This is a genomic window from Curtobacterium sp. PhB115 (genome assembly GCF_003752025.1).
GTDB lineage: Bacteria > Actinomycetota > Actinomycetes > Actinomycetales > Microbacteriaceae > Curtobacterium.
Genome location: NZ_RJKR01000006.1, coordinates 1 through 19014 on the forward strand (window position 1 = coordinate 1; position 19014 = coordinate 19014).

The window sequence follows — 19014 nt, forward strand, 5'->3', positions numbered from 1 at the left end:
TGACCCGGTCAGCAAGCCGACCAGGCACGAGGTCAATCAATAAATTGGCATTGACAATGTGCACGCTGTTGAGTTCTCAAGGACCAGACGCACTCGCTCCTCAGCTCTTGTTCGAGCGTCGGCCACGAGGCTTGTGTTCTTGGCTTGCCACCGGTCAGTCGTCGGACCGAGGTCCTGTGGCTCATCCCCGAGGGGAGAGAACCGGTGGGCTTGTCATCCTAGGCGTCGGAGCGATCGAGCACAAGGCCAGATCTGAACTCCAGTGGAGGATGGTCCCGCTTGAGGGCCGACGTGCTCTGGGCTTTCGCTCCAGCCGCTCCGCCGCACCTTTGGGGTGACGAGTAGAAACCTTACGCAGGCCAGGGCGGGTGTGCCAAGCCAGGCCCGATCCCGGGCGTGTCGCGTTGTGCAACACGCGTCGCCCGGGTGCCGGCGCGATCAGGCCAGCGTCACTCCGGCGAGGGTCTTCTTGCCGCGGCGGAGCACGAGGACTCCCCCGGGCAGGGCCAGCTCGGACAGCACCGCGGTGGCGTCCTCGGCTCGGGCGTTGTTCACGTACACGCCACCCTGTTCGATCGCCCGACGGGCCTCACCCAGGGACTTCACGAGCTCGGTCTCGACGAGTGCCCGGGCCACGTCGGCTCCGGCCTCGATGGTGACCGACCCCGGCAGCTCCGCGATCGCCGACCGCAGGGTGTCCGGGTCGAGCGCACCGAGGTCCCCGTTGCCGAACAGCGCGGCCGCAGCGTCCATCGCAGCCTGGGTCGCGTCGACCCCGTGCACGAGCGAAGTGACCTCGAACGCGAGGGTGCGCTGGGCTTCTCGTCGGAAGGGCTCGTCGGCCACCGCCTGCTCGAGTCGCTCGATCTCGGCACGCGACAGGAACGTGAACTCCCGCAGCCGGGCGACGACGTCGGCGTCGGCGGTGTTGAGCCAGAACTGGTAGAGCGCGTACGGCGAGGTCATCTCGGCGTCGAGCCAGATCGCGTTGCCCTCGCTCTTGCCGAACTTCGTGCCGTCGGAGTTCGTGATGAGCGGGGTACCCAACGCGTGCACCGTCGCACCCTCGGCGCGACGGATGAGCTCCGTCCCCGAGGTGAGGTTGCCCCACTGGTCCGAACCGCCGGTCTGCAGCGTGCACCCGTACTGCCGGAAGAGCTCGCGGTAGTCCAGCCCCTGCAGGATCTGGTAGCTGAACTCGGTGTAGCTGATGCCCGCGTCGGAGTTCAGGCGCGCGGCGACCGCGTCCTTCTTCAGCATCGAGTTCACGCGGAAGTACTTGCCGATGTCGCGCAGGAAGTCGATCGCCGACAGCGGTGCGGTCCAGTCGAGGTTGTTGACGAGCCGCACGCCGTTGTCGCCGTCCGGGCTGAGGAACCGGGACACCTGCCCCTGCAGCCGGGACACCCACTCCGACACGGTCTCGCGGGTGTTCAACGTGCGCTCTGCGGTGGGCCGGGGATCACCGATCAGCCCGGTCGAGCCGCCGACCAGTGCCAGCGGCGTGTGCCCGGCGAGCTGCAGTCGACGCATCGTCAGGAGCTGCAGGAGGTTGCCGCAGTGCAGTGACGGCGCCGTCGGGTCGAACCCGCAGTAGTACGTGATCGGGTCACCGTCGAGGGCCTCTTTGAGTGCGGTCTCGTCGGTCGAGACCTGCACCAGACCGCGCCAGCGCAGTTCGTCCCACACCGAGGCGAAGGTGGGGTCGTTCTGCTGGCGCGTCAGGACGTCTTGAGCGGTATCACTGGACACCCCGCAATCGTAGCGGCGAGGGACAGCCGGGAGGCGCGGGTCGGCTCCGTCAGTCGAGGGCGCCCTTGTGCCGTCGGTACGTCGAGACCGTCGGGTCGCCCGACAGCCAGAACCGCCAGGGGTAGCGGGCCCCGCCGGCGATGCCGCCGACGCCGGTGCGCGGCCCGCGCGCGATCCGCGCGACCGTGCCGGTCCCGCCGGGGCCGGGGGTGGTCTCGGACAGGAGTTCCTCGATGACGCGCGCCGGACCGTCGGAGGCGAGCCGCGCCTCCAGGCCGGGTGCCAGGGTGAGCACGTACGGACCGGACCCGTCGAGCAGGGAGGTGCCGTCGTCCTGCCCGAGGACCGCGCCGATCGCTCCGCCGAGGTTGCCCGGTCCGCGTGCCAACGCGTCGTCTGCGACGGACGCTCCCCGTCGTTCCCGGGCGACCTCGACGCCGTCGACCACCTGCGCTCCGCGGAGGAGCGACCCCGACGAGGTGCCCTCCGGTGCGCTGACGACGTTCACGCAGGTGTGGATGCCGTACGAGCGGTAAGCGTACAGGGTCCCCGGCGCGCCGAAGAGGTGCCGGTTGCGTTCGGTCGGACCGCGGTGCCCGTGGGAGCCGGGGTCGGTGGGGCCGAAGTAGGCCTCGACCTCGGTGATCCGCAACGTCACGCCCTTGCCGGTCAGCGTCGCACCGAGCAGTGCCGGGGCCGCGATCGGTGCGGGCTCGGTGAGGAGCGCGAGGGGACCGTCGGTCATCGCGAGAAGGGCGCTCCCTCGGCCAGGTCGTGCACCCGGCGCGTGACCGACGCGAGCTGCTCGGCGACGCGGTCCGGAGCGGTCCCGCCGACGCCGGACCGCGATGCGACGCTGCCCTCGATCGTGAGCACGGCGCGGACACCGGGCGTCAGGTGCTCCGACACGCTCGCGTAGTCGGCATCGGACGGCTCGTCGAGCTCGATGCCGCGCTCCTCGCAGTACCGGACCAGTGCGCCGGAGACCTCGTGGGCGTCACGGAACGGCACGCCCTGGCGGACCAGCCACTCCGCCACGTCGGTCGCGAGCGAGAAGCCCTGCGGTGCGAGCTCGGCCATCCGGTCGGTGTCGAAGGTCAGCGTCGCGATCATGCCGGTGAACGCGGGCAGCAGGACCTCGAGCGTGGCGACGGAGTCGAAGACGGGCTCCTTGTCCTCCTGCAGGTCGCGGTTGTACGCGAGCGGGAGGCCCTTCAACGTTGCGAGCAGGCCGGTCAGGTTGCCGATCAATCGCCCGGACTTGCCGCGAGCGAGCTCGGCGATGTCGGGGTTCTTCTTCTGCGGCATGATGCTCGAGCCGGTCGAGAAGGCGTCGTGGAGCCGGACGAAGCCGAACTCCTTCGTGTTCCAGAGGATGACCTCTTCCGACAGCCGGGACACGTCGATCCCGATCTGCGCGAGGACGAACGCGAACTCCGCCACGACGTCGCGAGCAGCGGTCGCGTCGATCGAGTTGTCCGCCGGACGGTCGAACCCGAGCTCCGCGGCGATGGCGGCGGGGTCGAGACCGAGCGAGCTGCCCGCGAGGGCACCGGCGCCGTAGGGGCTGACACTCGCGCGGCCAGCCCAGTCGCGGAGGCGCTCGAGGTCCCGGACCAGGGGCCAGGCGTGCGCGAGCAGGTGGTGCGCGAGGAGCACCGGCTGCGCGTGCTGGAGGTGCGTGCGACCCGGCATGATCGCAGCCGGGTGCTCCGTGGCCTGCTGGGTGATCGCGTCGATGAGGTCGATCACGAGTCGGCCGATGCGACGCCCGTGGTCGAGCATGTGCATGCGGCCGAGGGTGGCGATCTGGTCGTTGCGACTGCGGCCGGCGCGGAGCTTGCCGCCGAGTTCCGGCCCGAGGTCGGCGATGAGCAGTCGTTCGAGGGCTCCGTGGACGTCCTCGTCGCCGTCGTCCGGCTGCAGCGAGCCGTCGGCGTGCGCGGCCTCGAGCCGGTCGAGGCCCGCGAGCATCCGCTCGAGCTCGTCCGCGGTGAGGTAGCCCGCGGTGTGCAGCGCGCGGGCGTGGGCCCGGGAGCCGGCGATGTCGTAGGGCGCGAGCTGCCAGTCGAAGTGCGTCGACTTCGACAGGGCGGCCAGGGCCGCGCTCGGGCCGTCGGCGAAGCGGGCGCCCCAGAGGGCACCGGTGTTGGTGGCGTCGGTCTTCTCGTCGGTCATGTCGTCCTGCGTCGTTCGGTGGTGCGGGTCTGGTGAGTCGGCCGGGGGCCGGGCCGGCTGGTCCGCCGGCGGTCGGGCTGGCTGGTCCACCGGCGGTCGGTCAGTTCGCCGCGTCGCGGCGGGCGGAGATCTTGCTGGGGAGCGACCAGAGCTCGATGAAGCCCTTCGACACCGACTGGTCGAACGTGTCGCCGGTGTCGTAGGTCGCGAGGTCGAAGTCGTACAGGCTCTGCTCGGACCGACGGCCCGTGACGGTCGCCCGCCCGCCCTGCAGCCGGAGTCGGACGTCGCCGGAGACGTGCTGCTGGGTGTGGTCGACGAACGCGTCGAGGCTGCGCTTCAGTCCACCGAACCACAGGCCGTCGTAGACCAGGTCGGCCCACTCCGTCTCGACGCCCCGCTTGTACCGGGCAACGTCGCGCTCGAGGGTCAGGCTCTCGAGCTCTTCGTGCGCCGCGATGAGGGCGATCGCGGCCGGAGCCTCGTACACCTCGCGCGACTTGATGCCGATGAGCCGGTCCTCGACCACGTCGATACGGCCGACGCCGTGCTTGCCAGCGACGGCGTTGAGCTCCTGCACGATCCGCAGGACGCTGAAGCGCTGGCCGTCGAGCGCCACCGGGATGCCCTGCTCGAACGTGATCGTGACCTCGTCGGCGTCCTGCGGGAGCGACGGGTCCTGCGTGTAGGCGTAGAGGGCCTCGGTCGGCGCGTTCCACGGGTCCTCGAGGAACCCGGTCTCCACCGCGCGGCCCCACACGTTCTGGTCGATCGAGTACGGCGATGAGGACGACTGCTGGATCGGCAGACCGTGCTGCTCCGCGTAGGCGATCGCTGCGTCACGGGTGAGCGCGAGGTCCCGCACCGGGGCGACGGTCGTCAGGTCGGGGGCGATCGCCGCCACCGCAGCTTCGAACCGCACCTGGTCGTTGCCCTTGCCGGTGCAACCGTGCGCGACGCTGTCCGCGCCGAGCTGCTTCGCCGTCAAGGCCAGGTGCTTCGCGATGAGCGGGCGGCTCAGCGCCGAGACCAGCGGGTAGCGCTTCTGGTACAGCGCGTTGGCCTTGAGCGCCGGTGCGATGTACTCGTCCGCGTACTCGTCCTTGGCGTCGACCACGATGGACTCGACCGCGCCGCAGTCGAGCGCGCGCTGGCGGATCGCCTCGAGGTCCTCGCCGCCCTGGCCGACGTCGACCGCGAGGGCGACGACGTCCTTGCCGGTGGCGTCGCGCAGCCAGCCGATCCCGACGGAGGTGTCGAGGCCGCCGGAGTACGCGAGGACGACGCGGTCTGCCATGCGACGGGCCCTACGCGGTTGCCGCGGTCGTCGCGGCGTTCGCGCCGTTCGCGCCGTTCGCGGCGTTCGCGCCGTTCGCGCCGTTCGCGGCGAGGAGCCAGGCCAGGAGCGCCTTCTGGGCGTGCAGACGGTTCTCCGCCTCGTCCCAGATGATGCTCCGCGGCCCGTCGATGACCTCGGCGGTGACCTCGTACCCACGGTCGGCCGGCAGGCAGTGCATGAACACCGCGTCGTCGGCGGCGTGCGCCATGAGGGCGTCGTCGACGCGGTACCCCGCGAAGGTGTCGAGCCGCGACTGCTTCTCGGACTCCTTGCCCATCGAGACCCAGGTGTCGGTGACCACGACGTCGGCGCCGGCGACGGCCGCGACCGGGTCGGTCACGACGAGGACGGAGCCGCCGGTCTCCGCAGCACGGTGCTCGGCGTCGGTGACGACCTGCGCCGACGGCGAGAACTCGGCAGGGGCGGCGACGCGGACGTGCATGCCCGCGGTCGCTCCGGCCAGCAGGTACGACTGCGCCATGTTGCTCGCACCGTCACCGATGAACGCCACGGTCTGGCCCGCGAGCGTGCCGCGGTGCTCACGGATGGTGAGCAGGTCGGCGAGCAGCTGGCACGGGTGGAAGTCGTCGGACAGCGCGTTCACCACGGGGACGGTGGTGCCGGCAGCCATCTCCTCGAGACCCGCCTGGCCGTAGGTGCGCCAGACGATCGCCGACACCATGCGTTCGAGCACGCGGGCGGTGTCCGACGGGGTCTCCTTGCCGCCGAGCTGACTGTTCGCCGTCGAGATGATCAGCGGGCTGCCGCCGAGGTCGGAGATGCCGACGTGGAAGGACACTCGGGTGCGGGTCGAGGACTTGTCGAAGATGACCGCGACGCTCTGAGGTCCGGCGAGCGGCTTCGCGCCCCAGCGGTCGGCCTTCATCTGGTCGGCGATGTCGAGGATCGCGGACTGCTCGTCCTGGCTGAGGTCGTCGTCCCGGAGGAAGTGGCGGGTCATGCGGTGGTCTCCTGGGCGGCAGCGACGGCCGCGAGGCTCTGGTCGAGGATCGACACGAACTGGTCGATCTCGGCGTCGGACACGATGAGCGGCGGCGCGATGCGCAGGCTCGACTCGTTCGGTGCGTTGATGATGAGGCCGCGCTCGAGGGCGGCGGCGTTGACGGCGGCGGCGATCGGTCCGGTCAGCCCGACACCGATGAGCAGGCCGGTGCCCCGGACCTCCTCCACCAGCGGCGAACCGAGGGCCTGGATGCCCGCACGGATGCGCTCCCCCTTCGTCACGGCACCCGCGACGAGGTCGGCCCGCTCGATCTCCTCGAGCACCGCGTTGGCCACGCGGGTGCCGAGCGGGTTGCCGCCGAACGTCGAACCGTGCTGGCCGGCTGAGAACAGTTCGGACGCCCACCCGAAGGTCACCAGGGCACCGATCGGGAACCCGCCAGCGATGCCCTTCGCCACCGTGACGGCGTCCGGCCTGAAGCCGTGGCCCTGGAAGGCGAACCAGTTGCCGGTCCGGCCGACACCCGTCTGGATCTCGTCGAGGATGAGCAGCGCCCCGTGCGCCTCGGTCAGGCGGCGTGCGGCGAGCAGGAAGCCCTCCGGCAGGTCGACGACGCCGGCCTCGCCCTTGATCGGCTCGATGACGAGTGCTGCGACGGTGTCGTCGATCGATTCCTCGAGGGCGTCGACGGTGGAGTCGATGTGCTCGACCCCGGGCACCATCGGCAGGAAGTCCTGTTGCAGTGCGGGCTTGCCGGTGAGGGCGAGAGCGCCCATCGTGCGACCGTGGAAGCCCTGCTTCAGCGCGAGGATCCGGGTCTTCTGCCCGTCGGCACCCTTGTTCAGGCGGGCGAGCTTGAAGGCGGCCTCGTTCGCCTCGGCACCGGAGTTGCCGAAGTACACGCGGCCGGCGTCACCGGCACCGGTGATGCGCTTCAGGCGCTCGGCCAGCTCGAGCTGCGGCGGCGTCGCGAAGTAGTTCGACACGTGCACGAGCTTCGCGGCCTGGTCGGCGATCGCCTCGACCAGCGCGGGGTGCGCGTGGCCGAGCGAGTTCACCGCGATGCCCGCGAGGAAGTCGAGGTACTCGTTGCCGTCGACGTCCCAGACACGGCAGCCCTGGCCGCGCTCCAGCATGATCTTCGGCGGGGTCAGGGATCGCATGAGCGACGCCCCGAACCGGTCGTTCCAGGTCTCGGTCTGCGTCTCGCTGCTCACTGCTGCTGTCCCTTCTCGGTCGTGCTGGCCACGTGTTGGCCGGTCCTGCTGTCGGTCGACGGTGCTGCGACGCGTCGGCCGATCTCGGCGTGGGTCATCTGGTTCTCGGTTCGTCGGCTCGGGTCCGGGATCACCTCGGTGCCTGCCCCGCGGAGGGTGAAGACCTCGAGCAGGATCGAGTGCGGGATCCGACCGTCGATGATCGTCGCGCCGCCGACTCCGCCGACCACGGCGTCGAGGCACGCGGTCATCTTCGGGATCATCCCCGACTCGAGCGTCGGCAGGAGCTCGCGGAGCTCCTCGACCGCGATGAGGTCGACGAGCGAGTCGCGGTCGGGCCAGTTGCGGTACAGGCCGGGGACGTCGGTCAGCATGATCAGCTTCGACGCACGCAACGCGATCGCCAGGGCACCGGCTGCGGCGTCGGCGTTCACGTTCAGGGCCTGGTCGGGGTCGGCGTCGTCGATCGCGATGCTCGAGACGACCGGGATCCGGCCGGCCTCGATCGCCGCCAGCACCCCCGAGGGGTCGACGTGGGTGATGTCACCGACGTGGCCGAGGTCGAACCGCTGCCCGTCGACGACCACACCCTTCTGTTCGCCGGTGAACAGCGAACCGCCGTCGCCGAACACGCCGACGGCCAGGCCCTCGCCGTGCTCGTTCATCAGGTCGACGATCTCTCGGTTGACCTCTCCCGCGAGGACGTCGCGCACGACCGAGATCGCCTCGGTCGTCGTGACGCGGTAGCCGCCGCGGAACTCGGACTCGATGCCCTGCTCCTTGAGTGCTGCGGAGATCTGCGGGCCACCGCCGTGCACGACGACGGGGTGCAGCCCGGCGTAGCGCAGGTAGACCATGTCCTCGGCGAACGCACGCTTGAGGTCGTCGTTCACCATCGCGTTGCCGCCGAACTTGACGACGACGACCTTGCCGGAGAACCGCTTGAGCCACGGCAGCGACTCGATGAGCGTCGCCGCCTTCACCGCGGCGAACTCGTGTTCTTCTTCCTTCGTGAGGGGCGTGCCGCCCCCGTCCGTCTCGCTCGCCATCAGCTGGAGTACGCGCTGTTCTCGTGCACGTAGTCGTGCGTGAGGTCGTTGGTGAGGATCGTCGCCGCGTGCGTGCCGACGCCGAGGTCGATGAGCACGTGGGTGTCGCGCGGCGTCAGGTCGACCTGGTCGCTCGGCTGATCCGGAGCGCCGGCGTGGCAGACGCGCACCCCGTTCATGCTCACGTCGACGGCGTACGGGTCGAAGTCGGCGTCGGTGGTGCCGATCGCGGCGAGCACCCGGCCCCAGTTCGGGTCGTTGCCGAACACGGCCGCCTTGAACAGGTTGTTCCGGGCGACGCTCCGGCCGACGGTCACGGCATCGTCCTCGGTCGCGGCGTGCACGACCTCGATCGCGATGTCGTGACTCGCGCCCTCGGCGTCCTGCTGCAGCTGGCGGGCCAGGTCGGCGCAGACGGCGGTCAGGGCCTCTTGGAAGTCGCCGACCTCGGGCGTGACCCCGCTCGCACCGGACGAGAGCAACACCACGGTGTCGTTCGTCGACATGCAGCCGTCGGAGTCGACGCGGTCGAAGGTGATGCGGGTGGCGGCGCGGAGCGCCTGGTCGAGCTGCTCCGAGGTCTGCACGGCGTCGGTCGTGATGACCACGAGCATGGTCGCGAGGCCCGGCGCGAGCATCCCCGCGCCCTTCGCCATGCCGCCGACGGTCCAGCCGTCCTCGGTCACGACGGACTGCTTCGCCTTGGTGTCCGTGGTCATGATGGCCGTCGCGGCGTCCGGTCCGCCGTCGGCGGTGAGTGCGCCGCTCGCGAGGTCGACGCCGGTGAGGACCTTGTCGCGGAACGACTGGTCGCCGACGCCGATGAGCCCGGTGGAGCAGACGACGACGTCGCCCGCACCGATGCCGAGGGCACCGCCGACCGCCTCGGCGGTGAGGTGCGTGGTCTGGAACCCGAACGGGCCGGTGAAGCAGTTCGCGCCACCGGAGTTCAGGACGACGGCCCGGGCGACACCGTCGCCGACGACCTGGCGGGACCAGATCACCGGGTGCGCCTGCGCGCGGTTGCTCGTGAACACCGCGGCCACGGCCGCGTCGGGGCCGTCGTTGACGACGAGCGCCACGTCCGGCTTGCCGCTGGGCTTCAGTCCCGCGGTCACGCCGGCTGCGCGGAAACCCGCTGCCGCGGTGACGCCCTGGAGGCCCGGTTCGGCCTGGGTGGTCCGGCTTGCGTCGGTCACGGTGCGACTCCGTCCACGCTGAGGCCCAGGGTCTCGGGGAGACCGAGGGCGATGTTCGTCGACTGGACGGCGGCACCCGCCGTGCCCTTCGCGAGGTTGTCGAGTGCCGTCACGGCGACGACCCGGCCGGCGGCTTCGTCGACGGCGATGCCGACGAGCGCGGTGTTCGCGCCGATGGTGTCCGCGACCCGGGGGAACTCGCCCTCCGGCAGCAGGTGGACGAACGGTTCGTCCGCGTACGCCTGCTCCCAGGCGAGGCGGACGTCACGGGCACTGACGCCGGGCGTCAGCTTCGCGGTCGTCGTCGCGAGGATGCCGCGCGACATCGGGACGAGGACGGGCGTGAACGAGATGGTCACGTCCGAGGCACCGGCCACGACGAGGTTCTGCTGGATCTCCGGGATGTGCCGGTGCGAGCCACCGACGGCGTACGCGCTCGCAGAGCCCATGATCTCGGATGCCAGGTACGTGTTCGCGAGCTTCTTGCCGGCGCCGCTCGGGCCGACGCTCAGCACGGCGACGATGTCGTCCGACTCCACGAGCCCGGCCTGGATGCCCGGCTGGATGCCGAGCGTCACCGCGGTGACGTTGCACCCCGGGACGGCGATGCGCTTCGTGCCGACGAGGGCCGAGCGCTGCTTCCCCTGGCCGGCGATGTCGTCGACGTCCCGCCACTCCTCTGCCGAACCGGGCGTCGGCGCCGCGAGCAGGAGCTCGGGCAGGCCGTACGTCCACGCACCGTGGTAGTCCCCGCCGTAGAACCGCTCCCACGCCGCCGGGTCGGTCAGCCGGTGGTCCGCGCCGCAGTCGACCACGAGGGCGTCGTCGCCGAGTTCCGCGGTGATCGCCCCGGACTGACCGTGCGGGAGCGCCAGGAACACGACGTCGTGCCCGCGGAGCGTCTCGGCCGTCGTCTGCTCGAGGGTCAGGTGCGACAGCGAGCGGAGGTGCGGCTGCGTCGCGATCAGCGGCTGTCCGGCATTCGAGAACGCCGTCACCGTCCTGACGTCGAACTCGGGGTGGGCGGAGAGCACGCGCAGGAGCTCACCACCCGCGTAGCCGGAGGCTCCCGCCACGGCGACGGATACGGACATGGGGTTCCACCTTTGGTCGGACTGGTCGTCGAGAGAGTCGGAGGCGGCGACCCCGGGCGGTGCTGATCCGTCGTGGATCAGTCGCGCAGGGTCGCCCCGAATCGCTCGCCGGCACGTCGGACTGCGCCGTCACGGGCCTCGGTGGCCTCGGCAGCGGTCAGCGTGCGGTCCGTGGCACGGAAGCGCAGGGCGAACGTCAGGGACTTCTGTCCCTCGTCCACGCCGGAGCCCCGGTAGTCATCCACGAGGCGAGCATACTCCAACAGGTCTCCGGCACCAGTGCGGACCGCATCCAACACGTCACCGGCCGGGACACCGGCATCGACGACGAGGGAGAGGTCCTGTGTCGCAGCCGGGTACGACACGATCGGCGCGACCGAGACGAGCTCGGGTGCCGCGGCGACGAGGGCGTCGAGGTCGAGTTCGACGACGGCGACCACACGCGGCAGCACCGCAGCGTCGGACAGCTCCGGCAGCAGCTCACCCGCGACGCCGACGACGGCGCCCCCGACGAGCAGCGACGCCGCACGGCCCGGGTGCAGTGACGGGTGGGTCGTCTGCGCCACGGTCAGCTCGACGCCGACGGCCCAGGCGACCTGGTGTGCGACGTCGAGCGCGTCGGCGATGCCGTACGGCTCGGCGGCGACGCCCGGCTGCTTGACCACGCGGTTGCCGGTCAGGAGGGCGGCGACGTGGAACGGCTGCGCGGGCAGGGACGCGTCGAGCGCCTCGAGCGTGGCGCGGTCCGGCAGCGCTGCTCCGGCGGGGACCTCGTCCGTGCCGAGCGTGACGCCGTCGACCGGGAGGAACACCCGCGACGTCTCGTACAGCGCGACGTCGACGAGCCCGCGGGACACGTTCCGCCGCGCGGCGTCGACGAGGGCGGGGACCCCGCTGCGACGGAGCAGGTTCTGCTCGCTGTCGAGGGCGTTCGCGAGCACGACGCTCGGGCCACCATCGGGGTCGATGCCCGGGTAGGCAGCCTGCGTCGACTCGGACACGAACGGTGCGGTGACGACCTCGACCAGGCCGGCGGCCGCGAGGGCCGACGCCACACGACGGCGGGCCTGCTGGTGCGCGGTGAGCCCACGGCCCGGGGGCGCGACGGGGAGCACGCTCGGGATCCGGTCGTACCCGACGATGCGGGCGACCTCTTCGACGAGGGTGGTGTCGTCGGTCAGGTCCGGACGCCACGTCGGCGGGGTGACGGCGAGCAGCTCGCCGTCCACCTGCACCTCGGCCCCGATCGCACGGAGGGTGTCGACGACCTCTGCATCGGTGTACTCGACACCGACCAGTTCGGCCGGACGGGACATGCGCATCGGCACCGTCGTGCGGGGCGCCGTGTCGACGAGGGTCGAACCGAGCGTGTCCGCGGTGCCGCCGGCGAGCTCGACGAGGAGCTCCACCGCACGGTTGGCGGCGGCCTCGGCCACGAGCGGGTCGACACCGCGCTCGAAGCGACGGGACGCTTCGCTCGGGAGCTTGTGCCGGCGGGCGGTGCGGGCGATGGACACCTGGTCGAACCCGGCAGCCTCGATCAGGACGTCGGTGGTGCTCGACGAGATCTCGGTCCGGGCACCGCCCATCACGCCGGCGAGGCCGACAGGGCCGTCGTCGTCCGTGATGACGAGGTCTTCGGCGTCGAGCTTCCGCACGGTGCCGTCGAGGGTCTCGAGCGTCTCGCCAGCGGCGGCACGACGGACGCCGAGGCCACCGCGCACGGTCGACAGGTCGTAGCCGTGCAGCGGCTGGCCGAGCTCGAACATGACGTAGTTCGTGATGTCGACCGGCAGGGAGATCGAGCGCACGCCGGCGAGGGCCAGGCGCGACACCATCCAGGCCGGTGTCTTCGCGGTCGGGTCGATGCCGCGGACCACACGCGTGACGAAGGTGCTCGCACCGACGCGGCCGCGGATCGGCGCGCGGTCGTCGACCGTCACCGTGAAGCCCTCGGCGGTGCGGGGTGCGACGCGGTCGACCGGATCATGGAAGGTCGCCCCGGTGGCGTGGGCGTACTCGCGAGCGACGCCGCGCATGCTCAGCACGTACCCGCGGTCGGGCGTGACGTTGATCTCGACCGCGGCGTCGTCGAGGCCGAGGAGCGCGATGGCGTCCTGACCGACCTGGGGCTCCATGCCGAGGTCGGCGAAGCGGAGGATGCCGTCGTGCTCGTCGCCGAGACCGAGCTCGCGCGCCGAGGCGATCATGCCGTCGGACACGTGCCCGTAGGTCTTGCGTGCGGCGATCGGGAACGGCCCGGGCAGCACGGCGCCGGGGAGCGTCACGACGACGAGGTCACCGACGTCGAAGTTGTGCGCACCGCAGACGATGCCGCGGGGTTCGGGCTCGCCGACGTCCACCTGGCACCAGTTGATCGTCTTGCCGTTCTTCTGCGGCTCCGGCACCCGCTCGAGCACCCGGCCGACCACGACGGGTCCGGTCAGGTCGTAGGTGTGGACGTCCTCTTCCTCGAAGCCGACCGACACGAGCGCCGCGTGGACGTGCTCGAGGGTGACGTCCTCGGGGAGGTCGACGGATTCGCCGAGCCAACGGAGTGGGACGCGCATCAGACCACCGTTCCGAACTGCTGCGAGAAGCGGATGTCGCCCTCGAGGAAGTCACGCATGTCGTTCAGGCCGTTGCGGAACTGCAGCGTCCGCTCGATGCCCATGCCGAACGCGAAGCCCTGGTACTCGTCCGGGTCGATGCCGGCGGCACGCAGGACGTTGGGGTTGACCATGCCGCAGCCACCCCACTCGACCCACCGCGCGCCACCCTTGGCGTTCGGCTGCCAGACGTCCATCTCGGCACTCGGCTCGGTGAACGGGAAGTAGTTCGGGCGCAGACGGATCTGCGCTTCCGCGCCGAACATCTGCCGAGCGAAGTGCTCGAGCGTGCCGCGCAGGTGCGCCATCGTGAGGCCCTTGTCGATCGCGATGCCCTCGACCTGGGTGAAGACCGGCAGGTGCGTGGCGTCGAGCTCGTCCGCGCGGTAGACCCGCCCGGGGGCGATCACGTACAACGGGAGCTCACGGGACAGCAGCGACCGGACCTGCACCGGCGAGGTGTGCGTGCGCATGAGCAGGTGCCGGTCGACGGGCTCGACGAAGACCGTGTCCGCCATGGCGCGGGCCGGGTGGTCCTGGTCGAAGTTCAGCGCGTCGAAGTTGAACCACTCGTGCTCGAGCTCTGGCCCCTCTGCCACTTCCCACCCCATGCCGACGAAGATGTCCGCGACGGCTTCGTTCAGGAGCGAGAGCGGGTGGCGCGAGCCCGTCGGGCGGTGGGTCGGCAGGGCCGTGACGTCGACGCGCTCGGCCTCGAGCCGCGCGCGCTCCTCTGCCTCGGCGAGGACCGACTCCTGCTCGGCGATCGCCTGGTTCAGGCGTCCGCGCGCCTGGCCGACGAGCTTGCCGGCCGCGGCCTTCTGCTCCGGCGGCACGCTGCGCATCGACGCGTTCATCCGAGCCAACGGCGACTGCTCACCGGTGTGCTCGGCCCTGGCCTGCTTCAGTTCGGCGACCGTCGTCGTGGCGCGGACGGCGGCGAGTGCTGCGTCCACGGCGTCGGCGACGGCCGATTCGCTGATCTCGAGAGGTTCTGACACGAGACCCAAGCCTACCGGCCGACGGGATACCACCCGCCTGCACCGGTCGGACTGTGGAGAAACCGCAGCTGTGGAAAGCGGTCAGCTCCGGAGCGCGAAGGCCGACTCGTACAGGCAGACCGAGGCCGCCGTCGCCAGGTTCATCGACTCCGCCTGACCGTAGATCGGCACCTTCACCGCACGGTCCACGAGTGCGAGGTCCTCGGGGGTGAGCCCGCGGGCCTCGTTGCCGAACACCCACGCGGTCGGGCCGTCGAGCATCCCCTCGGCGCGCACGGTGGGCAGGTCGTCGCCGGAGACGTCGGCCGCGAGCACCGTGTACCCGAGCGCCTTCGCCCGTGCGATCGTGTCGGCCAGGGTCACGCCCACTGACACCGGCACGTGGAACAGCGAGCCGGTGGTCGACCGGACGACCTTCGGGTTGTACGGGTCCACCGATCGTCCGGTGAGGACCACCGCGTCGGCGCCGGCGGAATCGGCGGCGCGGATGATCGTGCCGGCGTTCCCCGGGTCCCGCACCTCTTCGAGGATCGCGACCAGTCCCGGCAACGTGGCCGGTTCGTCGGAGGCCCCACGGGCCTCCGGGCCGTCACCCTCGGCTCCGTCGGCGACGCGACGGTCCGGGAAGACGTCCTTGACCGACGTCGGGAACTGCTGGCAGACGGCGACGACGCCCTGCGGCGTCACGGTGTCCGCCATCGCGTCGAGGACCTGCTCCGTCACGAACCAGGTGTCGACCGGCGCGTCGTCGAGCCCGTAGCGGGCAGCCGCGGTCGGCGTCACGTAGAGCTCGCGCAGGAGCTCCGGCGCGTACTCCAACGCTTCACGGACGGCCTGCGGGCCCTCCAGCAGGAACAGGCCCGTCTCGGCACGGACGTCCTTCTTCGACAGGGCAGCAACGGCCTTCACACGTCCGGCACGGGGGTTCTCGAGGAGATCGCTCACGACCCAAGTCTAGGAACGACGAAACCCCCGCCGTGCGGCGGGGGTTTCGCGAGCAGAAGAACTGACTACGCAGCCTTCGGGGCCGAGGTGTCGGCCGGGAGGGCCTTCTTCGCGGTCTCGACGAGCGCGGTGAAGGTCTCGGGGTTGTTCACCGCGAGGTCGGCGAGGATGCGACGGTCGACCTCGACGCCGGCCAGGTTCAGACCCTGGATGAGGCGGTTGTAGGTCAGGCCGTTCGCACGGGACGCAGCGTTGATGCGCTGGATCCACAGGCGACGGAACTCGCCCTTCTTCGCGTGACGGTCGCGGTACGCGTAGACGAGGGAGTGGGTGACCTGCTCCTTGGCCTTGCGGTACAGACGCGAACGCTGGCCGCGGTAGCCCTCGGCGCGTTCGAGGATGACGCGACGCTTCTTGGCGGCGTTGACCGCTCTCTTTACTCGTGCCATTGCACTATTCCTTTACGATCCGGGGGCTCAGTGGCCGAGGAGCTTCTTGACGTTCTTCGCGTCACCCTTGGAGAGGACCTGGTCCTCGTTCAGGCGGGCCTTGCGCTTGGAGCTCTTGACCTCGAGGTTGTGACGCATACCGGCCTGCTGCTTCATGATCTTGCCGGTGCCGGTGACCTTGAAGCGCTTCTTCGACCCGGAGTGGGTCTTCTGCTTGGGCATGGTGGTGCCTTTCCGTGGGATGGATGGGGGGCCGCGTCGTTGCGGATCGGTCTGGGGGACCTATTCGGCGGGGCTGTCGCTCTCGGCAGGCGCGGTGTCCTGCGCGGGTGCGACGGCCGCTGCCGGCGCGTCGGCGTTCTGGTCCTTCGCGGCGTGCTCGGTGGCACGACGCTCGGCCTTCTGTGCAGCACGCTTGGCGTTCTGCTCACCCTTGACGTCGGACTTGTTCTTGAGCGGGGCGATGATCATCGTCATGTTGCGACCGTCCTGCGTGGGACGGGACTCGACGACGCCGAACTCGGCGATCTCTTCCGCGAACTTCTGGAGGAGACGGACACCCTGCTCCGGACGCGACTGCTCGCGGCCACGGAAGAGGATCATCGCCTTCACCTTGTCGCCGCCGAGGAGGAAGCCCTCGGCGCGCTTGCGCTTCGTCTCGTAGTCGTGCACGTCGATCTTCAGGCGGAAACGGACCTCTTTCAGGTCCGTGTTCACCTGGTTGCGACGCGCTTCCTTGGCCTTCTGAGCGGCCTCGTACTTGAACTTGCCGTAGTCCATGATCTTGGCCACGGGCGGCTTCGAGTTCGGCGCGACCTCGACCAGATCCAGTTCGGCTTCCTGCGCGAGACGCAGAGCCATGGCGATCGGGACAACGCCGACCTGCTCACCCTGGGGCCCGACGAGTCGGACTTCGGGAACGCGGATTCGGTCGTTGGTACGGGGATCGGTGATGCGGAGCTCCTTCAATCAGGTGGTGGCCGTCCGGAGCGTTTGCCCTGGACGACAGCACGAGAGAGGAGATCTGACGCACGGATCGGAACCCGTTCGGCAGCCGCCCTGCATCGGGTCCTTCGACCCGATCGACGAGGGCAACGCGTGCACTCGTGGAGCGGTGGTGACCCGGTAGCCTGGTGGAACGCGGCCGCGGGTGGGAGAGACTCCTCTTTCGTGACGCCGTCCGGAGGTCATCAGGAAAACCTGAAGGCACACGGACAGCATCTGCCGCGAGCAAGCCTAGCAGAGGAGCACCGTGACCGACACCCCGATCGACGACGACGGCAGCGGCATCGACGCCGCGAGGGACATCTCGGAGGTGCCGGCGGTCGAACTCATCAACACCGTCTCGGTGCACCTGCTGAGCGCAGCGGCCGTGAAGGTGGGCCTCGCCGACGACCCGCAGCAGCAGACCGACCTGGACGAGGCGCGGAAGCTCATCACCGCACTTGCCGGCCTGGTCACCGCCGCGGCGACCGAGATCGGCGACCACCACGCCCGGCCGCTCCGCGACGGGCTCCGCTCGGTGCAGCTCGCCTTCCGCGAGGCGTCGGCGATCCCGGACGCCCCTGGTGCCGGCCCGGGCGAGAAGTTCACCGGTCCCGTCAACTGACGGGCGTCAGGACGTGACGCACGGCACGACGTGACCGACGTCACCACCTGACGGCCTGGAGGCGCGGTGCCAGCTGGCACCGCGCCTCCCGGCCGTCATCCGGTCGCGTTCGCGAGCCGCTGCTGCGGTCGTCGGGTCAGGACCCGCTCCGCGCGACCAACCGCGCGACGGCCGCGAGCGGGATGCCGACCCAGTCGGGGCGGTTCCGTGTCTCGTAGACGACCTCGTAGACGGCCTTGTCGAGCTCGAACGCGTCGAGGAGTTCGCGGTGCGCGCGGAGGTCCGCGCCGATCGCTCGCTGGTAGCCGTCGAGGAACCGTGCACGGGAGTCGTGCGCCCACGCCGTCGCGTCCACCGGTTCGTCGTCGTGCGCCAGCGCTCCGGCGACGTAGTCGAACGAGCGGAGCATGCCGGCGACGTCGCGCAGGGTGACGTCGGGCAGCGAGCGTTCATCGAGCGGTCGGAGCGGTTCTCCCTCGAAGTCGAGGAACACCCACCCGCGCGGGTCTGGTGCCGCCAGGACCTGGCCGAGGTGCAGGTCGCCGTGGATCCGCTGGAGGTCCGGCCAGGGCGCTGCGGCCGCACGTGCGTAGACGGCACGGATCGCGTCGGCGTGCTCGGCGACGGCCGGGGCCTCGCGCGCGGCGGTGTCGAGTCGCTCGTGCATGGTCGCGACCGCTGTGGCGCGTCGATCCTCGTCGGCCCGCTGGGTCGGGAGCGCTCCGGCCAGCGTGCGGTGCACCTCGGCGAGCGCCGTGCCGAGCCGTTCCGCGCGGTCCCCGAACGGTGTCCCGGCGTGGGCTTCGCCGAGGGCGACCCGCCAGGCGTCGTCGAGGCCGGGCAGGAACTCCTGGGCGAACGCGAGGTGCCCCGTCGCCGTGCCGTCCGCACGCCCGACGTCCGGCCAGCTGCCGCGGAGCGCACCGTAGACCTGCGGGACACGATCACTGCCGGCCGCGGAGAGCGCGAGCTGCGTCGTCACGTCCGGGTTGTCGCCGTGGTGCAGGACACGGAAGACCTTGATGATCACGCGGGCACCGGACTCGGTGTCGCAGATGACGGAGGTGTTCGACTGCTCCCCCGTCAGGACGCGTGCCGCGGTGATGCGGCCGATCGGGACGAGGCTCTCGGTCGAGGCGTCGATGCGGGCGGCGAGGGAGCCGATCCACTCCGGGTCGGCGGTGACGTCGACCGGCGAGCCACCGGGGCCGCTCGCGACCGGGGACTGGTAGAGCACGGGGGCGGCCGGGGCGGCTGGGGCCTCGTCGAGGACGAGCCGGGTGCCGTCGGCGGTCGAGATGGTGCGGAGTCGCGGGACGGACCCCTTCGAGGCGTACCAGCGGCGGTCCGCGATCCACGACTCGAGTTCGTGGTCGGAGGGTGCCAGGTCGGCGGGGGCGGTGTCGGGGGCAGTGGCTCCGTCGCTCATGCTGCGGACCGTACGCGCCGGGGGCTGGCGAGGTGCCGAGTCGCTGCTGTCCGCTTCGCTGGTGCTCGTTCCTGGTCGTTCCTCGTGCTCGTTCCTGGTCGTTCCTCGTGCTCGTTCCTGCACAGGGCTCGGTCCGGGTGTTCCCGTCCACAGAACGCGAGCGCGCCGTGTCGCCGTGGG

At 70.7% G+C, this 19014-nt stretch carries 17 protein-coding genes; 1 reads left to right on the forward strand and 16 read right to left on the reverse strand.

Translation table 11 applies throughout. The features are described 5' to 3' along the window. Positions 1 to 438: 438 nt before the first annotated feature. From tyrS to infC, 15 genes are all read right to left on the reverse strand, one after another. On the reverse strand, positions 439 to 1752 hold the full coding sequence (gene tyrS, locus EDF19_RS05505) for a tyrosine--tRNA ligase (protein ID WP_123679965.1): 1314 nt from the start codon (positions 1750 to 1752) through the stop codon (positions 439 to 441). Positions 1753 to 1801: 49 nt separating this feature from the next. Then, entirely contained in the window at positions 1802 to 2497 is a 696-nt protein-coding gene (locus EDF19_RS05510) for a DNA-3-methyladenine glycosylase (RefSeq protein WP_123679966.1), read from the reverse strand. Further along, the gene (argH, locus tag EDF19_RS05515) at positions 2494 to 3930 is read right to left on the reverse strand and encodes an argininosuccinate lyase (protein WP_123679967.1); all 1437 of its coding nucleotides are present in this window, start codon (positions 3928 to 3930) and stop codon (positions 2494 to 2496) included. Before argH ends, EDF19_RS05510 begins: the two co-directional genes overlap by 4 nt. Before the next feature lie 100 nt (positions 3931 to 4030). Next, the gene (locus EDF19_RS05520) at positions 4031 to 5227 is read right to left on the reverse strand and encodes an argininosuccinate synthase (protein ID WP_123679968.1); all 1197 of its coding nucleotides are present in this window, start codon (positions 5225 to 5227) and stop codon (positions 4031 to 4033) included. A 10-nt stretch (positions 5228 to 5237) separates the two neighbouring features. Beyond that, the gene (gene argF, locus EDF19_RS05525) at positions 5238 to 6230 is read right to left on the reverse strand and encodes an ornithine carbamoyltransferase (protein ID WP_260216968.1); all 993 of its coding nucleotides are present in this window, start codon (positions 6228 to 6230) and stop codon (positions 5238 to 5240) included. After that, positions 6227 to 7450, reverse strand: coding sequence for an acetylornithine transaminase (locus EDF19_RS05530; protein ID WP_123679969.1), 1224 nt, complete (start codon positions 7448 to 7450; stop codon positions 6227 to 6229). Before EDF19_RS05530 ends, argF begins: the two co-directional genes overlap by 4 nt. Next, the gene (gene argB / locus EDF19_RS05535; RefSeq protein ID WP_123679970.1) at positions 7447 to 8499 is read right to left on the reverse strand and encodes an acetylglutamate kinase; all 1053 of its coding nucleotides are present in this window, start codon (positions 8497 to 8499) and stop codon (positions 7447 to 7449) included. Before argB ends, EDF19_RS05530 begins: the two co-directional genes overlap by 4 nt. Beyond that, positions 8499 to 9698, reverse strand: a complete 1200-nt coding sequence (argJ, locus tag EDF19_RS05540; protein ID WP_123679971.1) for a bifunctional glutamate N-acetyltransferase/amino-acid acetyltransferase ArgJ — start codon at positions 9696 to 9698, stop codon at positions 8499 to 8501. Before argJ ends, argB begins: the two co-directional genes overlap by 1 nt. Continuing rightward, entirely contained in the window at positions 9695 to 10792 is a 1098-nt protein-coding gene (locus EDF19_RS05545; RefSeq protein WP_123679972.1) for an N-acetyl-gamma-glutamyl-phosphate reductase, read from the reverse strand. Before EDF19_RS05545 ends, argJ begins: the two co-directional genes overlap by 4 nt. A gap of 77 nt (positions 10793 to 10869) precedes the next feature. Further along, a complete protein-coding gene (gene pheT, locus EDF19_RS05550) occupies positions 10870 to 13362 on the reverse strand; it encodes a phenylalanine--tRNA ligase subunit beta (protein ID WP_123679973.1) in 2493 nt (830 codons plus the stop codon). Next, complete coding sequence (gene pheS / locus EDF19_RS05555; protein WP_123679974.1) at positions 13362 to 14402, reverse strand: phenylalanine--tRNA ligase subunit alpha; 1041 nt, start codon at positions 14400 to 14402, stop codon at positions 13362 to 13364. The genes pheT and pheS overlap by 1 nt, the downstream gene beginning before the upstream one ends. 81 nt (positions 14403 to 14483) lie before the next feature. After that, positions 14484 to 15347, reverse strand: coding sequence for an RNA methyltransferase (locus EDF19_RS05560; RefSeq protein WP_123679975.1), 864 nt, complete (start codon positions 15345 to 15347; stop codon positions 14484 to 14486). 65 nt (positions 15348 to 15412) lie between these two features. Beyond that, the gene (rplT, locus tag EDF19_RS05565; RefSeq protein ID WP_017887975.1) at positions 15413 to 15796 is read right to left on the reverse strand and encodes a 50S ribosomal protein L20; all 384 of its coding nucleotides are present in this window, start codon (positions 15794 to 15796) and stop codon (positions 15413 to 15415) included. A gap of 27 nt (positions 15797 to 15823) precedes the next feature. Beyond that, positions 15824 to 16018 (reverse strand): 50S ribosomal protein L35, encoded by a 195-nt coding sequence (gene rpmI, locus EDF19_RS05570; protein WP_017887976.1) that lies wholly within the window; start codon positions 16016 to 16018, stop codon positions 15824 to 15826. 60 nt (positions 16019 to 16078) lie between these two features. After that, positions 16079 to 16765: a translation initiation factor IF-3 gene (gene infC, locus EDF19_RS05575; protein WP_123679976.1), complete on the reverse strand. Its 687-nt coding sequence runs from the start codon at positions 16763 to 16765 to the stop codon at positions 16079 to 16081. 283 nt (positions 16766 to 17048) lie between these two features. On the opposite strand from infC, the gene EDF19_RS05580 reads away from it, so the two are divergent. Continuing rightward, on the forward strand, positions 17049 to 17405 hold the full coding sequence (locus EDF19_RS05580) for a DUF1844 domain-containing protein (RefSeq protein WP_185022705.1): 357 nt from the start codon (positions 17049 to 17051) through the stop codon (positions 17403 to 17405). 136 nt (positions 17406 to 17541) lie between these two features. Here the strand turns inward: EDF19_RS05580 and EDF19_RS05585 are convergent, their stop codons facing one another. Continuing rightward, positions 17542 to 18834: a phosphotransferase gene (locus EDF19_RS05585; protein WP_260216969.1), complete on the reverse strand. Its 1293-nt coding sequence runs from the start codon at positions 18832 to 18834 to the stop codon at positions 17542 to 17544. Positions 18835 to 19014: the final 180 nt, after the last annotated feature.